Annotated in this window: 8 protein-coding genes; 2 read left to right on the top strand and 6 right to left on the bottom strand. The window is 69.5% G+C overall.

Annotated elements, in window-relative coordinates; genetic code table 11:
- The 3 genes from ACFQ7F_RS29260 to ACFQ7F_RS29250 form a co-directional block, all read right to left on the bottom strand.
- The coding region (locus tag ACFQ7F_RS29260; RefSeq protein ID WP_383276408.1) for an alpha-amylase family glycosyl hydrolase at positions 1–575 on the bottom strand (575 nt) is incomplete at its 3' end.
- The gene (locus ACFQ7F_RS29255) at positions 572–2,788 is read right to left on the bottom strand and encodes a maltotransferase domain-containing protein (protein WP_383276405.1); all 2,217 of its coding nucleotides are present in this window, start codon (positions 2,786–2,788) and stop codon (positions 572–574) included. The genes ACFQ7F_RS29255 and ACFQ7F_RS29260, both read right to left, overlap by 4 nt.
- Positions 2,789–3,133: 345 nt before the next feature.
- Positions 3,134–4,348, bottom strand: a complete 1,215-nt coding sequence (locus ACFQ7F_RS29250; protein WP_383276402.1) for a S8 family peptidase — start codon at positions 4,346–4,348, stop codon at positions 3,134–3,136.
- A gap of 296 nt (positions 4,349–4,644) precedes the next feature.
- On the opposite strand from ACFQ7F_RS29250, the gene ACFQ7F_RS29245 reads away from it, so the two are divergent.
- Entirely contained in the window at positions 4,645–5,091 is a 447-nt protein-coding gene (locus tag ACFQ7F_RS29245; RefSeq protein WP_383276399.1) for a nuclear transport factor 2 family protein, read from the top strand.
- Between the two features lie 174 nt (positions 5,092–5,265).
- Positions 5,266–7,896 (top strand): alpha-glucan family phosphorylase, encoded by a 2,631-nt coding sequence (gene glgP, locus ACFQ7F_RS29240; RefSeq protein ID WP_383276396.1) that lies wholly within the window; start codon positions 5,266–5,268, stop codon positions 7,894–7,896.
- A 108-nt stretch (positions 7,897–8,004) separates the two neighbouring features.
- Here glgP and ACFQ7F_RS29235 read toward each other — a convergent pair whose 3' ends face one another.
- The 3 genes from ACFQ7F_RS29235 to ACFQ7F_RS29225 form a co-directional block, all read right to left on the bottom strand.
- Entirely contained in the window at positions 8,005–9,639 is a 1,635-nt protein-coding gene (locus tag ACFQ7F_RS29235) for a M4 family metallopeptidase (protein ID WP_383276393.1), read from the bottom strand.
- A gap of 352 nt (positions 9,640–9,991) precedes the next feature.
- The gene (locus tag ACFQ7F_RS29230) at positions 9,992–12,046 is read right to left on the bottom strand and encodes a M4 family metallopeptidase (protein WP_383276390.1); all 2,055 of its coding nucleotides are present in this window, start codon (positions 12,044–12,046) and stop codon (positions 9,992–9,994) included.
- 444 nt (positions 12,047–12,490) lie between these two features.
- Entirely contained in the window at positions 12,491–15,241 is a 2,751-nt protein-coding gene (locus tag ACFQ7F_RS29225; RefSeq protein WP_383276387.1) for a BTAD domain-containing putative transcriptional regulator, read from the bottom strand.
- Positions 15,242–15,615 lie beyond the last annotated feature (374 nt).

Here is a 15,615-nt window from a genome sequence, read left to right as displayed (position 1 = left end):
TCGTAGTTGAGGTCGGGCTGGTGGGAGAAGAAGCGGTGGAAGAAGTATTGCTGGCGGACGGGGTCGAAGGTCCAGTTGGAGGCTTCGGTGTCGACGAAGATGATGCGGGCGTCCTGGTATTGCTTGTCGTCATCCGCCCAGACGTAGTAGTCGCCGTAGGGGCCGTCGGGGTCGGTGCGTGATTCCTGGAACCAGGGGTGCTGGTCGCTGGTGTGGTTCATGACGAAGTCGATGATCACGCGCATGCCGCGTTGGTGGGCGGAGTCGACGAATTCGACGAAGTCGGCGAGGTCGCCGAATTCGGGCAGGACGGCGGTGTAGTCGGCGACGTCGTAGCCGCCGTCACGCAGGGGGGATTTGAAGAAGGGGGGCAGCCAGAGGCAGTCGACGCCGAGCCATTGCAGGTAGTCGAGTTTGGCGGTGATGCCTTTCAGGTCGCCGACGCCGTCGCCGTTGCTGTCCTGGAAGGAGCGGACCAGGACCTCGTAGAAGACGGCGCGTTTGAACCATTCGGGGTCGCGGTCCTTGGCGGGGGTGTCCTCGAACGTGTCCTGGACAGGCTCATTGATGATCATGATGTGGGTGACCCTCCGATCAACGGTGAGGACGGTCGCAGGACGCGGAAGATGTGCGCGGGCACGCGGCCCGGTTCGAGGCGCACATAGTTGGTCCTGCCCCAGTGGTAGATGTCGCCGGTGAGCTCGTCGCGCACCGGCACGGACTCGTGCCAGTCGAGGCCTAGTTGCGGCATGTCCAACGAAACCGTGGCCTCCTGGGTGTGGTGGGGGTCGAGGTTCACGACCACCAGAACCGTGTTCGTTCCGTCCGTGTCAGGGGCCGTGTCGGAGGCCGTGTCATGGGCCGTGTCATGGGCCGTCTTCGAGTACGCGATCACTGCTTCCTGGTCCGTGGTGTGGAAGTGCAGGTCACGCAGTTGCCGCAGGGCGGGGTTGGCGCGCCGCACGTGGTTCAGCTTGGTGATCAGGGGCGCGATGGTGGCGCCGGAGCGCTCGGCCGACTCCCAGTCACGCGGCCGTAGTTGGTACTTCTCCGAGTTCAGATACTCCTCGCTGTCGGCCCGCGCCGGGGCGTTCTCGCACAGCTCGTATCCGCTGTAGACGCCCCATGTCGGCGACAGCGTTGCGGCGAGCACCGCCCGGGCCTCGAAGGCGGGACGTCCGCCGTTCTGGAGGTAGGCGTGCAGGATGTCCGGGGTGTTGACGAAGAAGTTCGGCCGGAGGTAGTGGGCGGTCTCACCTGCCAACTCACGCAGATAATCGGTGAGTTCACCCTTGCCGTTCCGCCAGGTGAAGTACGTGTAGGACTGCTGGAAGCCGATCGCGGCCAGGGTGCGCATCATCGCCGGACGCGTGAAGGCCTCCGCCAGGAAGATGACGTCGGGGTCGGTGCGGTTGATGTCGCCGAGGACTTCCTGCCAGAAGGCGACGGGTTTGGTGTGCGGGTTGTCGACGCGGAAGATACGTACGCCGTGGTTCATCCAGAACCGCAGCAGGCGTACGGTCTCGGCGATCAGGCCCGGCAGGTCGCGGTCGAAGGCCAGGGGGTAGATGTCCTGGTACTTCTTGGGCGGGTTCTCGGCGTAGGCGATGGTGCCGTCGGCGCGGTGCGCGAACCACTCGGGGTGTTTCTCCACCCAGGGGTGGTCCGGCGAACACTGCAGGGCGAAGTCCAGGGCGACTTCGAGGTGCAGGTCGGTGGCGCGGCGGACGAAGGCGTCGAAGTCGTCCAGGGTGCCCAGGTCGGGGTGGATGGTGTCGTGGCCGCCCTCGGGGGAGCCGATCGCCCAGGGCACGCCGACGTCGTACCGCCCCACCGAAAGGGAGTTGTTGGGGCCCTTGCGGTAGGTGGTGCCGATGGGGTGGATGGGCGGGAGGTAGACGACGTCGAAGCCCATCGCGGCGATGGCCGGAAGTCGCTCCGACGCGGTGCGAAACGTCCCCGACCGCGGGGCCTCGCCCTCCCGGACGACGGCACCCTCCGAGCGCGGGAAGAACTCGTACCACGACCCGAACAGCGCCCGCGGCCGCTCCACGAGCAGCGGCAGCCACTGCGACTCCGTGACCAGTTCGCGCAGCGGATGCTCGGCGAGTACCGCGTCCACCTCCGGGGTGAGGGCGGCGGCCAGGCGGGCCGCGAGGGGGCGTTTCGTGTCCCGCAGGGCCTTGACGGCGGCGCGGAGAGTGGCGCGGCGGCCCTTGCTCACCGGGGTGTCGGCGGCGGCGCGCTCGTACAGCCGGGCGCCTTCCTCCAGGACGAGTTCGGTGTCGATGCCCGCCGGTATCTTGATGTTCGCGTGGTGGCGCCACTGGGTGACCGGGTCGCCCCACGCCTCGATGGAGAACGTCCAGTTCCCCTCCGCGCCCGGAGTGACGTCCGCGCCCCACCGGTCGGTGCCGGGGGCCAGCTCGCGCATCGGCGTCCACGCCCCGGGGCGCCCCCGTGGATCGCGCAGGACGACATTGGCGGCGACCGCCTCGTGCCCTTCGCGGAAGACGGTGGCCGTGACCTGGAAGGTCTCGCCCACCACGGCCTTGGCGGGCCTCAGCCCGCCGTGGACGATGGGTGCGACGTCGAGGACGGGTATGCGGCCGGTGAGGGCCGGCCGCCCGGGTCGCGGGGGCTGGTCCCGCGCATCCTGCGGGTCTTGCGCTTTCTGCGGATCCTGAGCTTCCTGCGGGTGTTGCGGGTCCTGCTGTGGTGCCGGAGTTTTGGGCACCCTGGTAGTGGACTTTCCCGAGGGCTTCGCCGACGGGCGAGTTGAGGGCATGACCGCTCCTGTCCGCGTTACATGAGTGGGGCGGATACGGGGGTGTGGAGTGGTTCTGCGACTGCGTGCCGCGCTTGCTGGCGTACTGAGTCGTGACTGACCGTACTCAGCCGTGTGCGTTTCGGGGGTGCCTTCCCACCAACTTCTGGTGGGCAATCCAGCACTTTTTTACCTACTGGTGCGTAAGGCCTCATACGAGACCGGCCCTCTATCGAGGGTGCTTCCCGTCGGCGCCGGAGGCAAGACCATGTCCGAGCAGGTCCGTGCACGCAAAACCGGCCCCGCCGTGTGCGGCGGGGCCGGTTGCTGTGACGCGCAGTGGAGGCGGCGCGTATTCGCGCTGTCCTACGGGTTGTTGACCTGCAACAACTTGTTCGGTGAGCCGAGACCGGCGCCGGTCACCTTGCCCGCCGCGGCCTGATCGGTCAGTGCCTTGCTCACCTCGGCGGGGGTGGCCGACGGGTGATCGGCCAGGTAGAGCGCCGCCGCGCCCGCCGCGTGCGGCGAGGCCATCGACGTACCCGAGATGGTGTTCTTGGCGGTGTCGTTCGTCTTCCACGCGGAGGTGATGTCGACGCCCGGCGCGAACAGGTCGACCCCGGGGCCCCAGTTGGAGAAGCTCGCCTTGGCGTCCTTGTTGTCACTCGCGCCGACCGTGACCGCTTCCTTCACGCGGGCCGGCGAGAACAGCAGCGCGGGCAGACCGTCGTTCCCCGCGGCGACCGTGTAAGTGACCCCGGACGCGATCGAGTTGCGCACGGCGGCGTCGAGCTGGACGTTGGCCGTGCCGCCGAGGCTCAGGTTGGCGACGGCGGGCTTCTTGGCGTTCTTCGTCACCCAGTCGATGCCGGCGATGACCTGGGCGGTCGTCCCCGACCCCGCGTCGTCGAGCACCCGGACGCCCACGACGTCGGCCTTCTTGGCGACGCCGTAGCTCTCGCCCGCCACGGTCGCGGATACGTGAGTGCCGTGTCCGTTGCCGTCCTGCGCGGTGGCGTCGTTGTCGATGAAGTCCCAGCCGCTGCTCGCACGGCCGCCGAACTCCTTGTGCGTGGTGCGTACGCCGGTGTCGATGACGTACGCCGTCACGTCCTGCCCGGCCGAATCGGGCCCGGTGTAGGACTTGTCGAGCGGCAGATCGGCCTGGTCGATCCGGTCGAGCCCCCAGGAGGGCGGATCCTGCTGGGTCCGGTCCAGGGACACGGTGCTGTCCTGGGCGACGGAGGCGACCTTCGGGTCCCCCGCGAGCTTCTTGGCCTGGTCCGAACTGAGCCGCACCGCGTATCCGTTGATCGCGGTGCTGTAGGTGTGACGTATCTGCGCCCCGTACTTCGCGGCGACGTCCTGGCCCGCGTCCGACGGGGCCGAGGTCTCGCCCTTGAGCGTGACGATGTAACTCCCGCTGATGGAACCGGGCTCCCCGGCGCCGAGTATCTTCCCCAGCGGGGCATCGGCGGGAGCGGCGTGCGCGGGCATCGTGATGGCCGAAAGCATCGTCGCCGTGGTGGCGGCGGTAACGGCCCCGGCCCACCGCAGACGCTTCGTTCGCGACAGAGTCATACGCTGGTTTCCCTCCCCAACTTGATATGCGACCCGTGGAGTTGGACCGATCCGTACCGGATTCCCCGTATCGTCCACGGGCGCCACTTGGCAGCCTCTCGTGCGGCGTGAGGGCCTACAAGACCACACGGCGTGGGGGAATCGGCCATATCGCCGGTGCGGGTGCTGTGAGGGTTGCGCCGATTTTCGGACGGGTTCAGGATGCCTCCGCCGGATGCGGGGCCACGCGGTGACCATCGAACGTCGACGTCCGTTTCCCGCCGGTCGAACGCCGCCGGATTCGGCACGCTTGCGGCATGACTTCCCAGCACACGGCGGCCGCGCCGGATTCGACGACCGTCCTCACCGGCATGTACGAGGCGGAGTCCCGCTACCTGGCCGCCGGCGGCCCCGGAAAGGCCTCGTTCGACCTGCTCGCCCCCTATTTCGCCCCCGACGTCGTGCTGCACCAGGCGGCGGCCCTCCCGTACGGCGGCACCTGGCACGGCCACGACGGAATGACGCGCTTCTTCCTCGCCATGAGCGAGACATGGGAGACCTTCGAGATCGGGGAACAGCAGTTCCTGGCCACGGGCGAGACGGCGGTCGTCCGCTCCCAGGTCCGCGCGCGGGCCCGCGCCACGGGGCGTGAACTCGCCTTTCCGGTGCTCCAGACGATCACGGTGCGGGACGGGCGGATCGCGGAGGTGCGGCCGTTCTACTGGGACACGGCGGCGATCGTGGCGGCGACGGCCCGGCCCTGAGGTCCGTGCGCCCTGTGCACTGTGGTGACAGGGGCGGCGCACCGCTACCGTCGTTGCGACACATCGATGCGCGAGATACGAAGCGTCGACACGCGATATACGTAACGTCGGTACGCGACCTACGAACGCCCCCGTCCTACACCCCGTCAGACACCCTGTCAGAGGTGCACAGTGATGAAGGCCATCCGTCGATTCACCGTACGACCCGCTCTTCCCGAACCTCTCGCGCCGCTCTCCGAGCTGGCGCGCAATCTGCGCTGGTCCTGGCATACCAAGACCCGTGAACTGTTCAAGGCCGTCGACCCCGAGCAATGGGCCGCTTCGAGTGGTGACCCCGTGCGGCTGCTCGGCAGTGTGCCGCCCGCGCGGCTCGCTCAGCTCGCCGGGGACGGGCCGTTTCTGCGCCGCCTCGCCGAGGCGGCGGACGACCTTCGGGAGTACATCACCGGAGACCGCTGGTATCAGGAGCAGTCCGCCGACCGCGGCAGTGAACTGCCGCGCGCCGTCGCCTACTTCTCGCCCGAATTCGGCATCACCGACGCCCTTCCCCAGTATTCGGGCGGGCTCGGCATCCTCGCGGGCGATCACCTGAAGGCGGCGAGCGACCTAGGGCTCCCGCTCATCGGGGTCGGTCTCCTCTACCGGCACGGCTATTTCCACCAGTCGCTCTCCCGCGACGGCTGGCAGCAGGAGACCTACCCCGTCCTCGACCCGAACGAGCTGCCGCTTTCCCTCCTGCGCGAGGCGGACGGCACCCCGAGCCTGGTGGCGATCGCGCTGCCCGGCGGACGTGAGCTGCGCGCGCACGTCTGGCAGGCGAGCGTCGGGCGCGTACCGCTCCTGATGCTCGACTCGGACGTCGAGGAGAACGACACCGGCGCCCGCGAGGTGACCGACCGGCTCTACGGAGGCGGCAGCGAGCACCGGCTGCTCCAGGAGATGCTGCTCGGCATCGGCGGGGTGCGCGCCATAAGGACGTACTGCAGGCTGACCGGCCACCCCGAGCCCGAGGTCTTCCACACGAACGAGGGCCACGCGGGCTTCCTCGGCCTGGAGCGGATCCATGAACTCGCCGGAGAGGGAGTCGAGTTCGACGCCTCTCTGGAATCCGTCCGGGCCGGGACGGTCTTCACCACGCACACCCCCGTGCCCGCCGGAATCGACCGCTTCGACCGTGAGCTGGTCGCCAGGCACTTCGGCCCGCACGCCGAACTGCCCGGCATCGACGTCGAACGCATACTGCGGCTCGGCATGGAGACGTACCCCGGCGGTGAGCCCAACCTCTTCAACATGGCGGTGATGGGCCTGCGCCTTGGACGCTGCGCCAACGGCGTCTCCACCCTGCACGGCAAGGTGAGCCGCGAGATGTTCGCCGGCCTGTGGCCGGGATTCGACGCCGAAGAAGTCCCGATCTCCTCCGTCACGAACGGCGTGCACGCCCCGACCTGGGTCGCCCCCGAGGTGTTCCGCCTGGGCGCACGCCAGATCGGCGCGCAGCGGACCGAGGACGCCCTTTCGGTGGGCGGCTCGGAGCGGTGGGACGCCGTCGCCGAGATCCAGGACGCGGACATCTGGGAGCTGCGGCGCGAGCTGCGGGGCCAGCTGGTGACGGAGGTCAGGCAGCGGCTCTACGCCTCGTGGCGTCAACGTGGTGCGGCGAGCGCGGAGTTGGGGTGGATCGACGACGTGCTCCACCCGGACGTCCTGACGATCGGCTTCGCGCGCCGAGTCCCCTCGTACAAGCGCCTGACGCTCATGCTCCGGGACAAGGACCGGCTCATGGAGCTGCTCACCCATCCCGACCGGCCGATCCAGATCGTCGTCGCGGGCAAGTCGCATCCGGCGGACGACGGGGGCAAGCGGCTCATCCAGGAGCTGGTGCGCTTCACGGACGATCCGCGGGTACGGCACCGGATCGTGTTCCTGCCGGACTACGGCATGGCCATGGCGCAGAAGCTCTACCCCGGATGTGACGTGTGGCTGAACAATCCGCTGCGGCCCCTTGAGGCGTGCGGGACGAGCGGGATGAAGGCGGCGCTGAACGGCTGTCTCAATCTGTCGGTTCTCGACGGCTGGTGGGACGAGTGGTTCGAGCCGGACTTCGGGTGGGCGATCCCCACGGCGGACGGGGCGGCGACCGACGACGACCGTCGGGACGACCTTGAGGCCGCGGCGCTGTACGACCTCCTTGAGCGCAGGATCACGCCCCGCTTCTACGAGGAGGGTCCTGGCGGCCTGCCCGACCGGTGGATCGAGATGGTGCGGCGGACGCTGACCAGGCTCGGGCCGAAGGTGCTCGCGGGGCGGATGGTGCGCGACTACGTGGAGCAGCTGTACGTTCCCGCCGCGCGGGCGCACCGCACGCTCGACGCGGACGCCGCAGGGGATCTCGCCTCCTGGAAGGCACGGGTCCGTGCGGCCTGGCCGCGTGTCGCCGTCGACCACGTCGAGGCGTCGGCGACGGGCGCCACCGCCGAACTGGGCGCCACGCTCTCGCTGCGGGTCCGCGTACATCTGGGCGAACTGACACCGGACGACGTGGAGGTCCAGACGATCGCGGGCCGCGTCGACCCCGAGGACGTCATCGCCGACGCGAGTCCGCTGCCGCTGAAGCCCGTGGGCGGGCCCGACGCGGAGGGGCGGCGCCTGTACGAGGGGCCGCTGGCCCTGGACCGCACCGGGCCGTTCGGCTACACGGTCCGCATCCTGCCGTCGCACCGGCTCCTTGCGAGCGGGGCCGAGCTGGGGCTTGTGGCGGTGCCGTCGGAGGGGACGGGGGAGGCCGCGGGCGTGCTGCTGCGGTAGGCAGGGCGGACCACGCCACGACGAGAGGCGGCACCCGGGGGATAGTGGGAGCCCCGGGTGCCGCCTGGTCGTGCTGGTTGTACTGGTCGTACTTGTCGTGCGGGGGAGCTACTTGACGTTGACGCCGGTCCAGGCCGCGGCCACGCCCTTGGCCTCGGCGGAGTCCGCGCCGTACAGGTCCGTCGCCGCCTTCAAGGTGCCCTCACGGGCGGCCTTGTAGTCGGTGGTCGTCGTGAAGTATGCCGTCAGGGCCTTGAACCAGATCTTCTCGGCCTTGTCGCGTCCGATGCCCTCGACCTTGGAGTCGTCGGCGGTCGGGGAGTCGTACTTGACGCCGTTGATCTCCTTCGCGCCGCTGCCCTCGGACAGCAGGTAGAAGAAGTGGTTGGCGATACCGGACGAGTAGTGGACGTCCGTGTTGCCCGCGTCCGCGCTCCAGTTGTCCAGGGACTGGCCGTCCTTCGAGGGCTTGTCCATGTAGCGCAGCGGCGAGCCGTCACCGTTGATGTCGATCTCTTCGCCGACGAGGTAGTCGCCGACGTCTTCCTTGTTCTTGGCGTTGAACTCGACGGAGGTGCCGAAGATGTCGGACGTGGCCTCGTTCAGGCCGCCCGACTCGCCGCTGTACTCCAGGTTGGCGGTGGCGGCGGTGACGCCGTGCGACATCTCGTGGCCCGCGACGTCGATCGACGTCAGGGGCTTCTTGTCGCCCTCGCCGTCGCCGTACGTCATGCAGAAGCAGCTGTCGTCCCAGAAGGCGTTGACGTAGGCGTTGCCGTAGTGGACACGGGACGTCGCGCCCTTGCCGTCGCCCTTGATGCCCTCGCGGCCGTGCACGTCCTTGTAGTAGTCCCAGGTCAGCTGGGCGCCGTAGGCGGCGTCGACGGCGGCGGTCTGGGCGTCGTCCGCCTTGCCGTTGCCCCACGTGTCGTCGTCGTCCGTGACGAGCTTGCCCTCGCCGCTCTCGCTGTGGTCCAGGTTGAACGTCGAGTGCCCGCCGCGCGCGTCGTCGGTCAGGTCGAAGCCGCTCGAACCCTTCTTGGAGCCGATCTCGACGTCGCCGCTGTACTGGCTGTGGCCCGCGCCGTTCTCGATGGCCTGGTACTGGAAGAGCTTCTTGCCCGTGGCCGCGTCGGTGATGACGTGCAGCTTGCTGGGCGTGCCGTCCTTCTGGACGCCGGTGACGACGGTCTCGTGGGCGAGGACCGGCTTGCCGGACGCGGCCCAGACGACCTTGCGCGGAGTCTGCGCGTCGGCCTTCTTGGTGTCGCCGCTCTTCGAGGCGGTCGACTCGGCGGACTGCGCGGCCGACTTCGTCGCGACCTTCGCGGAGGTGGTGGCGACCTTGATGGTGGCCTTGGCCGCCTTGGTCACGCTCTTGACCGAGCCGCTCTTGGCGGTGTGGACGACCAGGTCGCCGCCGAGGACGGGCAGACCGTCGTAGGTGCGCTCGTAGCGGGTGTGCGTGGTGCCGTCACGGTCCTTGACGACGTCGCGTACGACGAGCTTTTCCTTGGCGCCGAGACCGATCTTCTCGGCGGTGGCCGCCTTGTCCGCGTTCGCGTCCTGCAGCAGGCCGGCGCGGGCGGTGGAGGAGAGCGCGATCTGCGATCCGGCGGGCGCCGCGGCCTGGTCGGGCTGCGCGGAGGCTCCGGTGGCCAGACCGCCTGCGAGCAGTGCTCCGGCGGCAACGGCGGTGGCGATGGCCAGCGTTGAGCGCTTCCGGGATATGTGGGGGGTCACGCATGCTCCTTCTGTGGGGGGCCCGGGCGGCATGGGGACCGTCCGAGCTGAAAGATGCGGTGCGGGTTGTACTGGTGTGACTATGCGAGGGAAGAGTGTCAGTTGAGCCAGGTTCATGTCAGGCCCCTGACGGCAGGTTGGCCAGAAATCGTCCGTTGAGCGACGGCTCATGTACGCAATGCGAACGGCGTGTTACGCGTCTGACGGCTCAACTGCAGGTCAAGGGCGGTTCAATGGGAATTAAACGGCTTCCCAAGGGCGTCATGCGGCGGCACACATGGGTGCGCCGCCCCGGGGAGTCGATCCACCCGGGGCGGCGCAGTCTGCACGTACCTTCAAGCCCTTTCAGGGCCTACGGGAACGTCAGCTTCCAGCTGTTGATACGGCCGGTGTCCTGCGCGGCCACGTCCTGGACCTTCAGCTTCCAGGTGCCGTTGGCCACCTCGGACGAGGCGTTGACCGTGTAGGTCTCGATGACGTTGTCCGCCGAGTCCGAAGAACTCGAGTTCTTCAGGCGGTACGTCGACCCGTCCGGCGCCACCAGGTCGAGGACCAGGTCGCCGCGCCAGGTGTGCGTGATGTTGACGCCGACCTTCAGGGTGGCGGGCGCGTTGCCCGTGCGTCCGGTGACGTTGACCGACGAGGTGACGGCCGCCGCGTTGTCCGGGATGGCGACAGCGGTGTTGTTCTCGAAGTCCGTGCCACCGCCCCCACCGGGCCGCGCTCCGACGTTGACGCCGGCCCACGCGTGGGCCACCGCCGCGTACTCGGCGCTGGTGGTGCCATACAGCTCACCGGCCACCGCGAGGGTCCCGGTGCGGGCCGCCGCGTAGTTGGTGGTCGTGGTGAACTTCGTCGTCAGCGCCTTGAACCAGATGAGCGACGCCTTGTCACGACCAATTCCGGTCACAGGCAGACCGTCGGAGGTGGGCGAGTCGTACGAGGTTCCGTTGACGACCTTGGCGCCGCTGCCCTCGCTCAGCAGGTAGTAGAAGTGGTTGGCGACACCGGACGAGTAGTGGACGTCGATGTTGCCGATGCCCGAGTACCACGAGTCCTTCGACCCGCCGTCCTTGCTCGGCTTGTCCATGTAGCGCAGCGGGGTGCCGTCGCCGTTGATGTCGATCTTCTCGCCGACGAGGTAGTCGCCCTTGTCCTGCGCGTTGTTGGCGTTGAACTCCACGGCCGCCGCGAAGATGTCGGACGTCGCCTCGTTCAGGCCACCGGACTCACCGCTGTACGTCATGTTGCCGGTGGCCGCCGTCACGCCGTGCGTCATCTCGTGGGCCGCCACGTCGATGGACGTCAGCGGCTTGGAGTTGCCCGAGCCGTCGCCGTACGTCATGCAGAAGCAGGAGTCCTGCCAGAACGCGTTGACGTAGTTGTTGCCGTAGTGGACCCGGGAGTACGCGCCGACGCCGTCACCGCGGATACCGGTACGGCCGTGCACGTTCTTGTAGTAGTCCCAGGTGAGCTGGGCGCCGTAGGCGGCGTCCGCGCCCGCGGTCTCCAGGTTGGAGGCCTGGCCGTTGCCCCACACGTCGTCCGCGCCCGAGAAGAGCGTGCCGGTGCCGGACGAGCCGTGGTTGAGGTTGTACGTCTTGTGGCTGCCGCGGCCGGTGTCGGTCAGGGTGTAGTTCGACCCCGACTGAGCGCTGCCCACGGTGACCTGACCGCTGTACTGCGTGTTGCCCGTGCCGTTCTCGATGCCCTGCCACTGGAAGAGCTTCTTGCCGGTGGCCGCGTCCGTGATGACGTGCAGCTCGTTCGGGGTGCCGTCGTGCTGAAGACCGCCGACCACCGTCTCGTACGCGAGAGTCGGCTGGCCCTTGGCCATCCAGACGACCTTGCGGGGCGCCTTGTCCGCCTCGGTCTTCTTCGACCCCGCGGCCTTCGCCGCGCCGAGCGCCTGCTTCTCGGCGGTCGCCGCCTTCACGTCGGCACTGGTGTCGACGCTCTTGAGCTCCGCCTTCGAGGCCTTGGTGACGCCCTCGGTCTTGCCGGACTTCGCCTCGTCGACCACCAGGTCGCCGCCGAGGACGGGCAGACCGTCGTAGGTGCGCTCGTAGCGGGTGTGGACCGTGCCGTCGGCATCCTTGACGACGTCACGTACGACGAGCTTCTCCTTGGAGCCGAGCCCCAGGTCCTTGGCCGTGTCCGCCTTGGTGGTGTTGGCGTCCTTGAGGAGCGCGGCACGTTGGGCGGGGCTGAGCTTCACGGGCAGGGAGCCGGGGTCGGCCTTGCCTATCTTGCCGGCGGCCGAGGTCTTGGCCGGTGATATCGCGGGGTCGTCGGCCGATGCCGGGCCCGTCTGGAAGGCCACCGCGATGAGGGCGGCGACGGCGGTCAGGGCGCCGGCGGTGGCAGCGCGTCTGTGGGAGGCAGGTCTGTGAGAGGTGCTTCTCAACACGGACTCCTTCTGCGTGGCCGCGGGGTGCGCGGCCAGGGGGACCGGGCGGCGCGGTCGTGCCGTCCGGGCAGAACAAGGCAGAACGTGGAGCTGGGAATCGCAAGGTGGAGCACGGTGCAGCAGGATGTTGAACGGTGGAGCACGGTGAAGCTGGTAAACGAGGGGAAGAGTGGCACCGGCGCGCTCTGTTTGTCAGGAGTGCGTCAAGAGTTGGCCGGAAATGGTCCGCTGCCCGGTGGGGCAAGTTCGATATACGGAGGGGTCGCGCAAGGTGAAGGGCTCGTGATTGTTCGATGTGGGTCCTTCACCGGGGGCCCGGAGGGGTGTGGCTGATTCCGCACCCCAACTGGCGGCGTGGAACGTTCAGTTGGGGCGCATGTCACGTGGGGTTCGTGTCGAGCGGCTGCCCTCCGCATTTCCGGATCCAGGTCGTCGGAGAGCTCACGTCCGGTTCGCGAGCCGCACCATCGCCGTGTCGTACCGCGCCCGCAGTCCCGTGTCCGCCGACACCCGCAGCAGTGCGCCGAGGGCTCGCACCGCGCCCTCGTCGTAGCCGGATGCCTCCGCCTCGCTCGCCGCGCCCTCCAGGCGGCGGATTCCCCCGGACTCGTCGCCCATGGCGATGAGGGCCTCGCCGCCCGTGGTGAGCAGCAGGACGCGGGACGCCGTCGAGGCGTCCGGAGAGGCCTCGACGGTCAGGGCCGCCATCGACGTGTTCAGGGCCGACTGCCATTGTCCGGCGTCCAGTTGGTGCCGGGCGAGGTGGTGCAGGGCCAGGCGTTCGGTGGGGTGGTCGCCTGCCTCGCGGGCCAGCTGCGCCGCCTGTACGCAGCCATCGGCGGCCTCATCCGGGCTGCCGAGGGCTGCCTGGGCGAGCGAGAGATTGATCAGTGCCGTGGCCTCGCCGCGCCGGTCACCGGCGCGGGCGGCGATGGCGGGGGCGGCCTCCAGATGGACGACGGCCTCGCCGGTGCGGCCCTCTTCGGTCAGCACCCATCCGAGCAGGGCAAGGACCCGCGACTCGGCGCGGGCGTCCGCGTCGGCGCGCGCCGCCTCAAGAGCCGTACGGAGCAGTGGAGTCCAGCCGTCGAGCACCCGCCACACCATCTGCGGCCACAGCCCCAGCACGATCCGCCAGGTCCTGCCGTGCAGCCCGGCGGCATCCGCCGCGGCCGCCGCCAGCGTCAGGTCGTCGCACTCGGCCGCGAACCACGCCATGGCCTCCTCGCGATCAGCGAACTCCCTTTTTCCGGAGGGATGATGGAAGTCCGCGGGCAGCGTGAAGCACGGCTCGTCGCCGGGCTCGGCCGCGTCGGCGGCGGCGAGGGCGGTGGCCACGCTGTGGTCGAGCACCCGGACCAGGGCGTCGGGGCCCGCGTCCAGGTCTCGCGCGTAAAGACGTACGAGATCGTGCAAGGTCCAGTGCCCCGGCGCGGTCCGGGTGGCGAGGTGGGACGCGGTCAGCCGGTCGAGGGCGGCCTCGGCCGTGTCCGGGTCCGTGCCAGCGAGGGCCGCCGCCGAGAAGCGGTCGACGTGCGTGCCCGGATGGCGGCCGAGGTGGGCGAAGTGGTGCGCGACGTCATCGGGCAGCCGCCGCACGGTGAGCCGAAGGGCCGCGCGTACGCCCGTGTCCTCCACGTCGAGCAGACCCAACCGGCGTGATTCGTCGGCCAGTTCGGCGCTCATGTCCCGCAGTGACCAGTCCGGCTGGTCCGCGAGACGTGCGGCGGCCACCCGCAGCGCGAGGGGAAGTCCGCCGCACAGCTCCACGATCCGCCGGGCACTCACCGCCTCCGCGAGGACCCGCTCCTTGCCGAGCACCGCGGCGAGCAGGGCCGTGCTGTCGTCGGGTTCGAGTACGTCCACGGGTACGGGACGGGCGGCGTCGGAGGCGATCAGGCCGCGCAGGCGGTACCGGCTCGTGATCACGGTGACGCAGCGGGTGCCTCCCGGAAGCAGCTCCCTGACCTGCTCGGAGCCGCGCGCGTTGTCCAGGACGACGAGGAGCTGACGGCCGGCGGCGAGCGACCGGTACAGCGCGGACGCCCCGTTCGCCGACTCCGGTATCCGGCGCGGCGCGACCCCGAGGGCAAGCAGGAACTCGCGAAGGACCTCGAGGTGTGTCGGCTCTCCCGTGTCGCTGAAGCCGCGCAGGTCGGCGTAGAGCAGGCCGCCGGGGAACGCGGCACGGTTGCGGTGCGCCCAGTGCACCACGAGCGCCGTCTTGCCCACGCCGGCGGGCCCGGTGACCAGGCACACGGGGGCTTCGCCTGCCGCGGCCCGGGACAGGGCGGCCAGTTCGTCCGCGCGCCCGTGGAAGCCGCGTGGCATGCGGGGGAGCAGGTCGATCGTGTCCGTCACGGGGGCGGCCGAGCCCTCGGGTACCGGTGCTGGTGCGGGCGAGGGCGGCGCAACCGCAACCGCAGTCGGGTGCGCCTGCCCGTCGCCGTCGTCCTCCCCACGCAGCGCCACCCCGTAGGCGTCCGCCAGTTCACGGCCCGGATCGACCCCGAGTTCCTCGGCGAGGGCCCGCCGCGTGCGGTGGAACCAGTCGAGCGCCTCCGAACGGCGGCCCGCACGCTGGAGTTCGCGCATCAGCGCGGCGGACAGCGATTCGCGCAGCGGATGGGCCTCGGCCTCGGCGCGCAGCACGGCTGCCGCGCGGTTGTGTTCGCCGAGGCGCGCATACGACCCGGCAAGCAGCTCCACGGAGGCGATCCGGAGCTCCTCCAGGGCGTGCGCGGCGGCCTGGAGCGGCGGGCTCGGATAGGCGGCGCTCAGCGCGGGGCCCTGCCAGAGCGACAACGCCTCCTGGCACATCGCCACGGCGTCGGCAGGCGCGCGCTGACTGCGGGCGAGCGTCACCAACTGCTCGAACCGGTAGGAGTCCAGGAGACTCTCCGGCATCCGCAGGACGTACGCGGAGCCCTGCGTGACGAGCTCCACGCCGAACATCTCGGCGTCCGCACCGGCGAACAGGGCGCGCAGCCGCGACACATGGCCCTGGATGACGCCCCGGGAGCGCGGCGGAGGCTCGTGATCCCAGAGCGTGGCCGTCAACTGATCCACCGGAACCGGCCGGTTGGGCCTTAACAGCAGGGCGGCGAGCAGGCTGCGCCGCTTGGCGGGACCGAGTGGCAGTTCGCCGGTCTCGGTGGCGACAGAAACCGCTCCGAGCAGCCGGAACTCCACTGATGCAACTCCTTCTGGGTGAAAAGTCCAGATTACCGGAGGTGTTTGTGCGGTCACGCCACTGCGGGACGCGCGACTTGATGAGCACAGGCCGCGGCGCGCACCGTGGTATCCGCTTCCCAGGGCTCCCCGAATGAACCGAAATCCCTGCGGCTTCCAACTCGCCTGGAACTGGGCCTCATTGATCGGCCTTTGGCTCTGGAAAGCCCGAAAGGCAAAACGGGGGGTGTCGGACCGCTGAGGCAGACTGTCGGTGATGAACGCACGTGACGAATATCGCGAGGCGGCTCGCGTGCGAGGCGTGCCCGAGGGCCTTCTCGACAGGGCGCTGCGGCTTGCCCGCCCGCGTATGGAGTTGCGGTCGGCTTCCCCCG

Source organism: Streptomyces sp. NPDC056486 (assembly GCF_042795295.1).
GTDB lineage: Bacteria > Actinomycetota > Actinomycetes > Streptomycetales > Streptomycetaceae > Streptomyces.
This window is presented reverse-complemented; position numbering and strand designations above follow the sequence as displayed.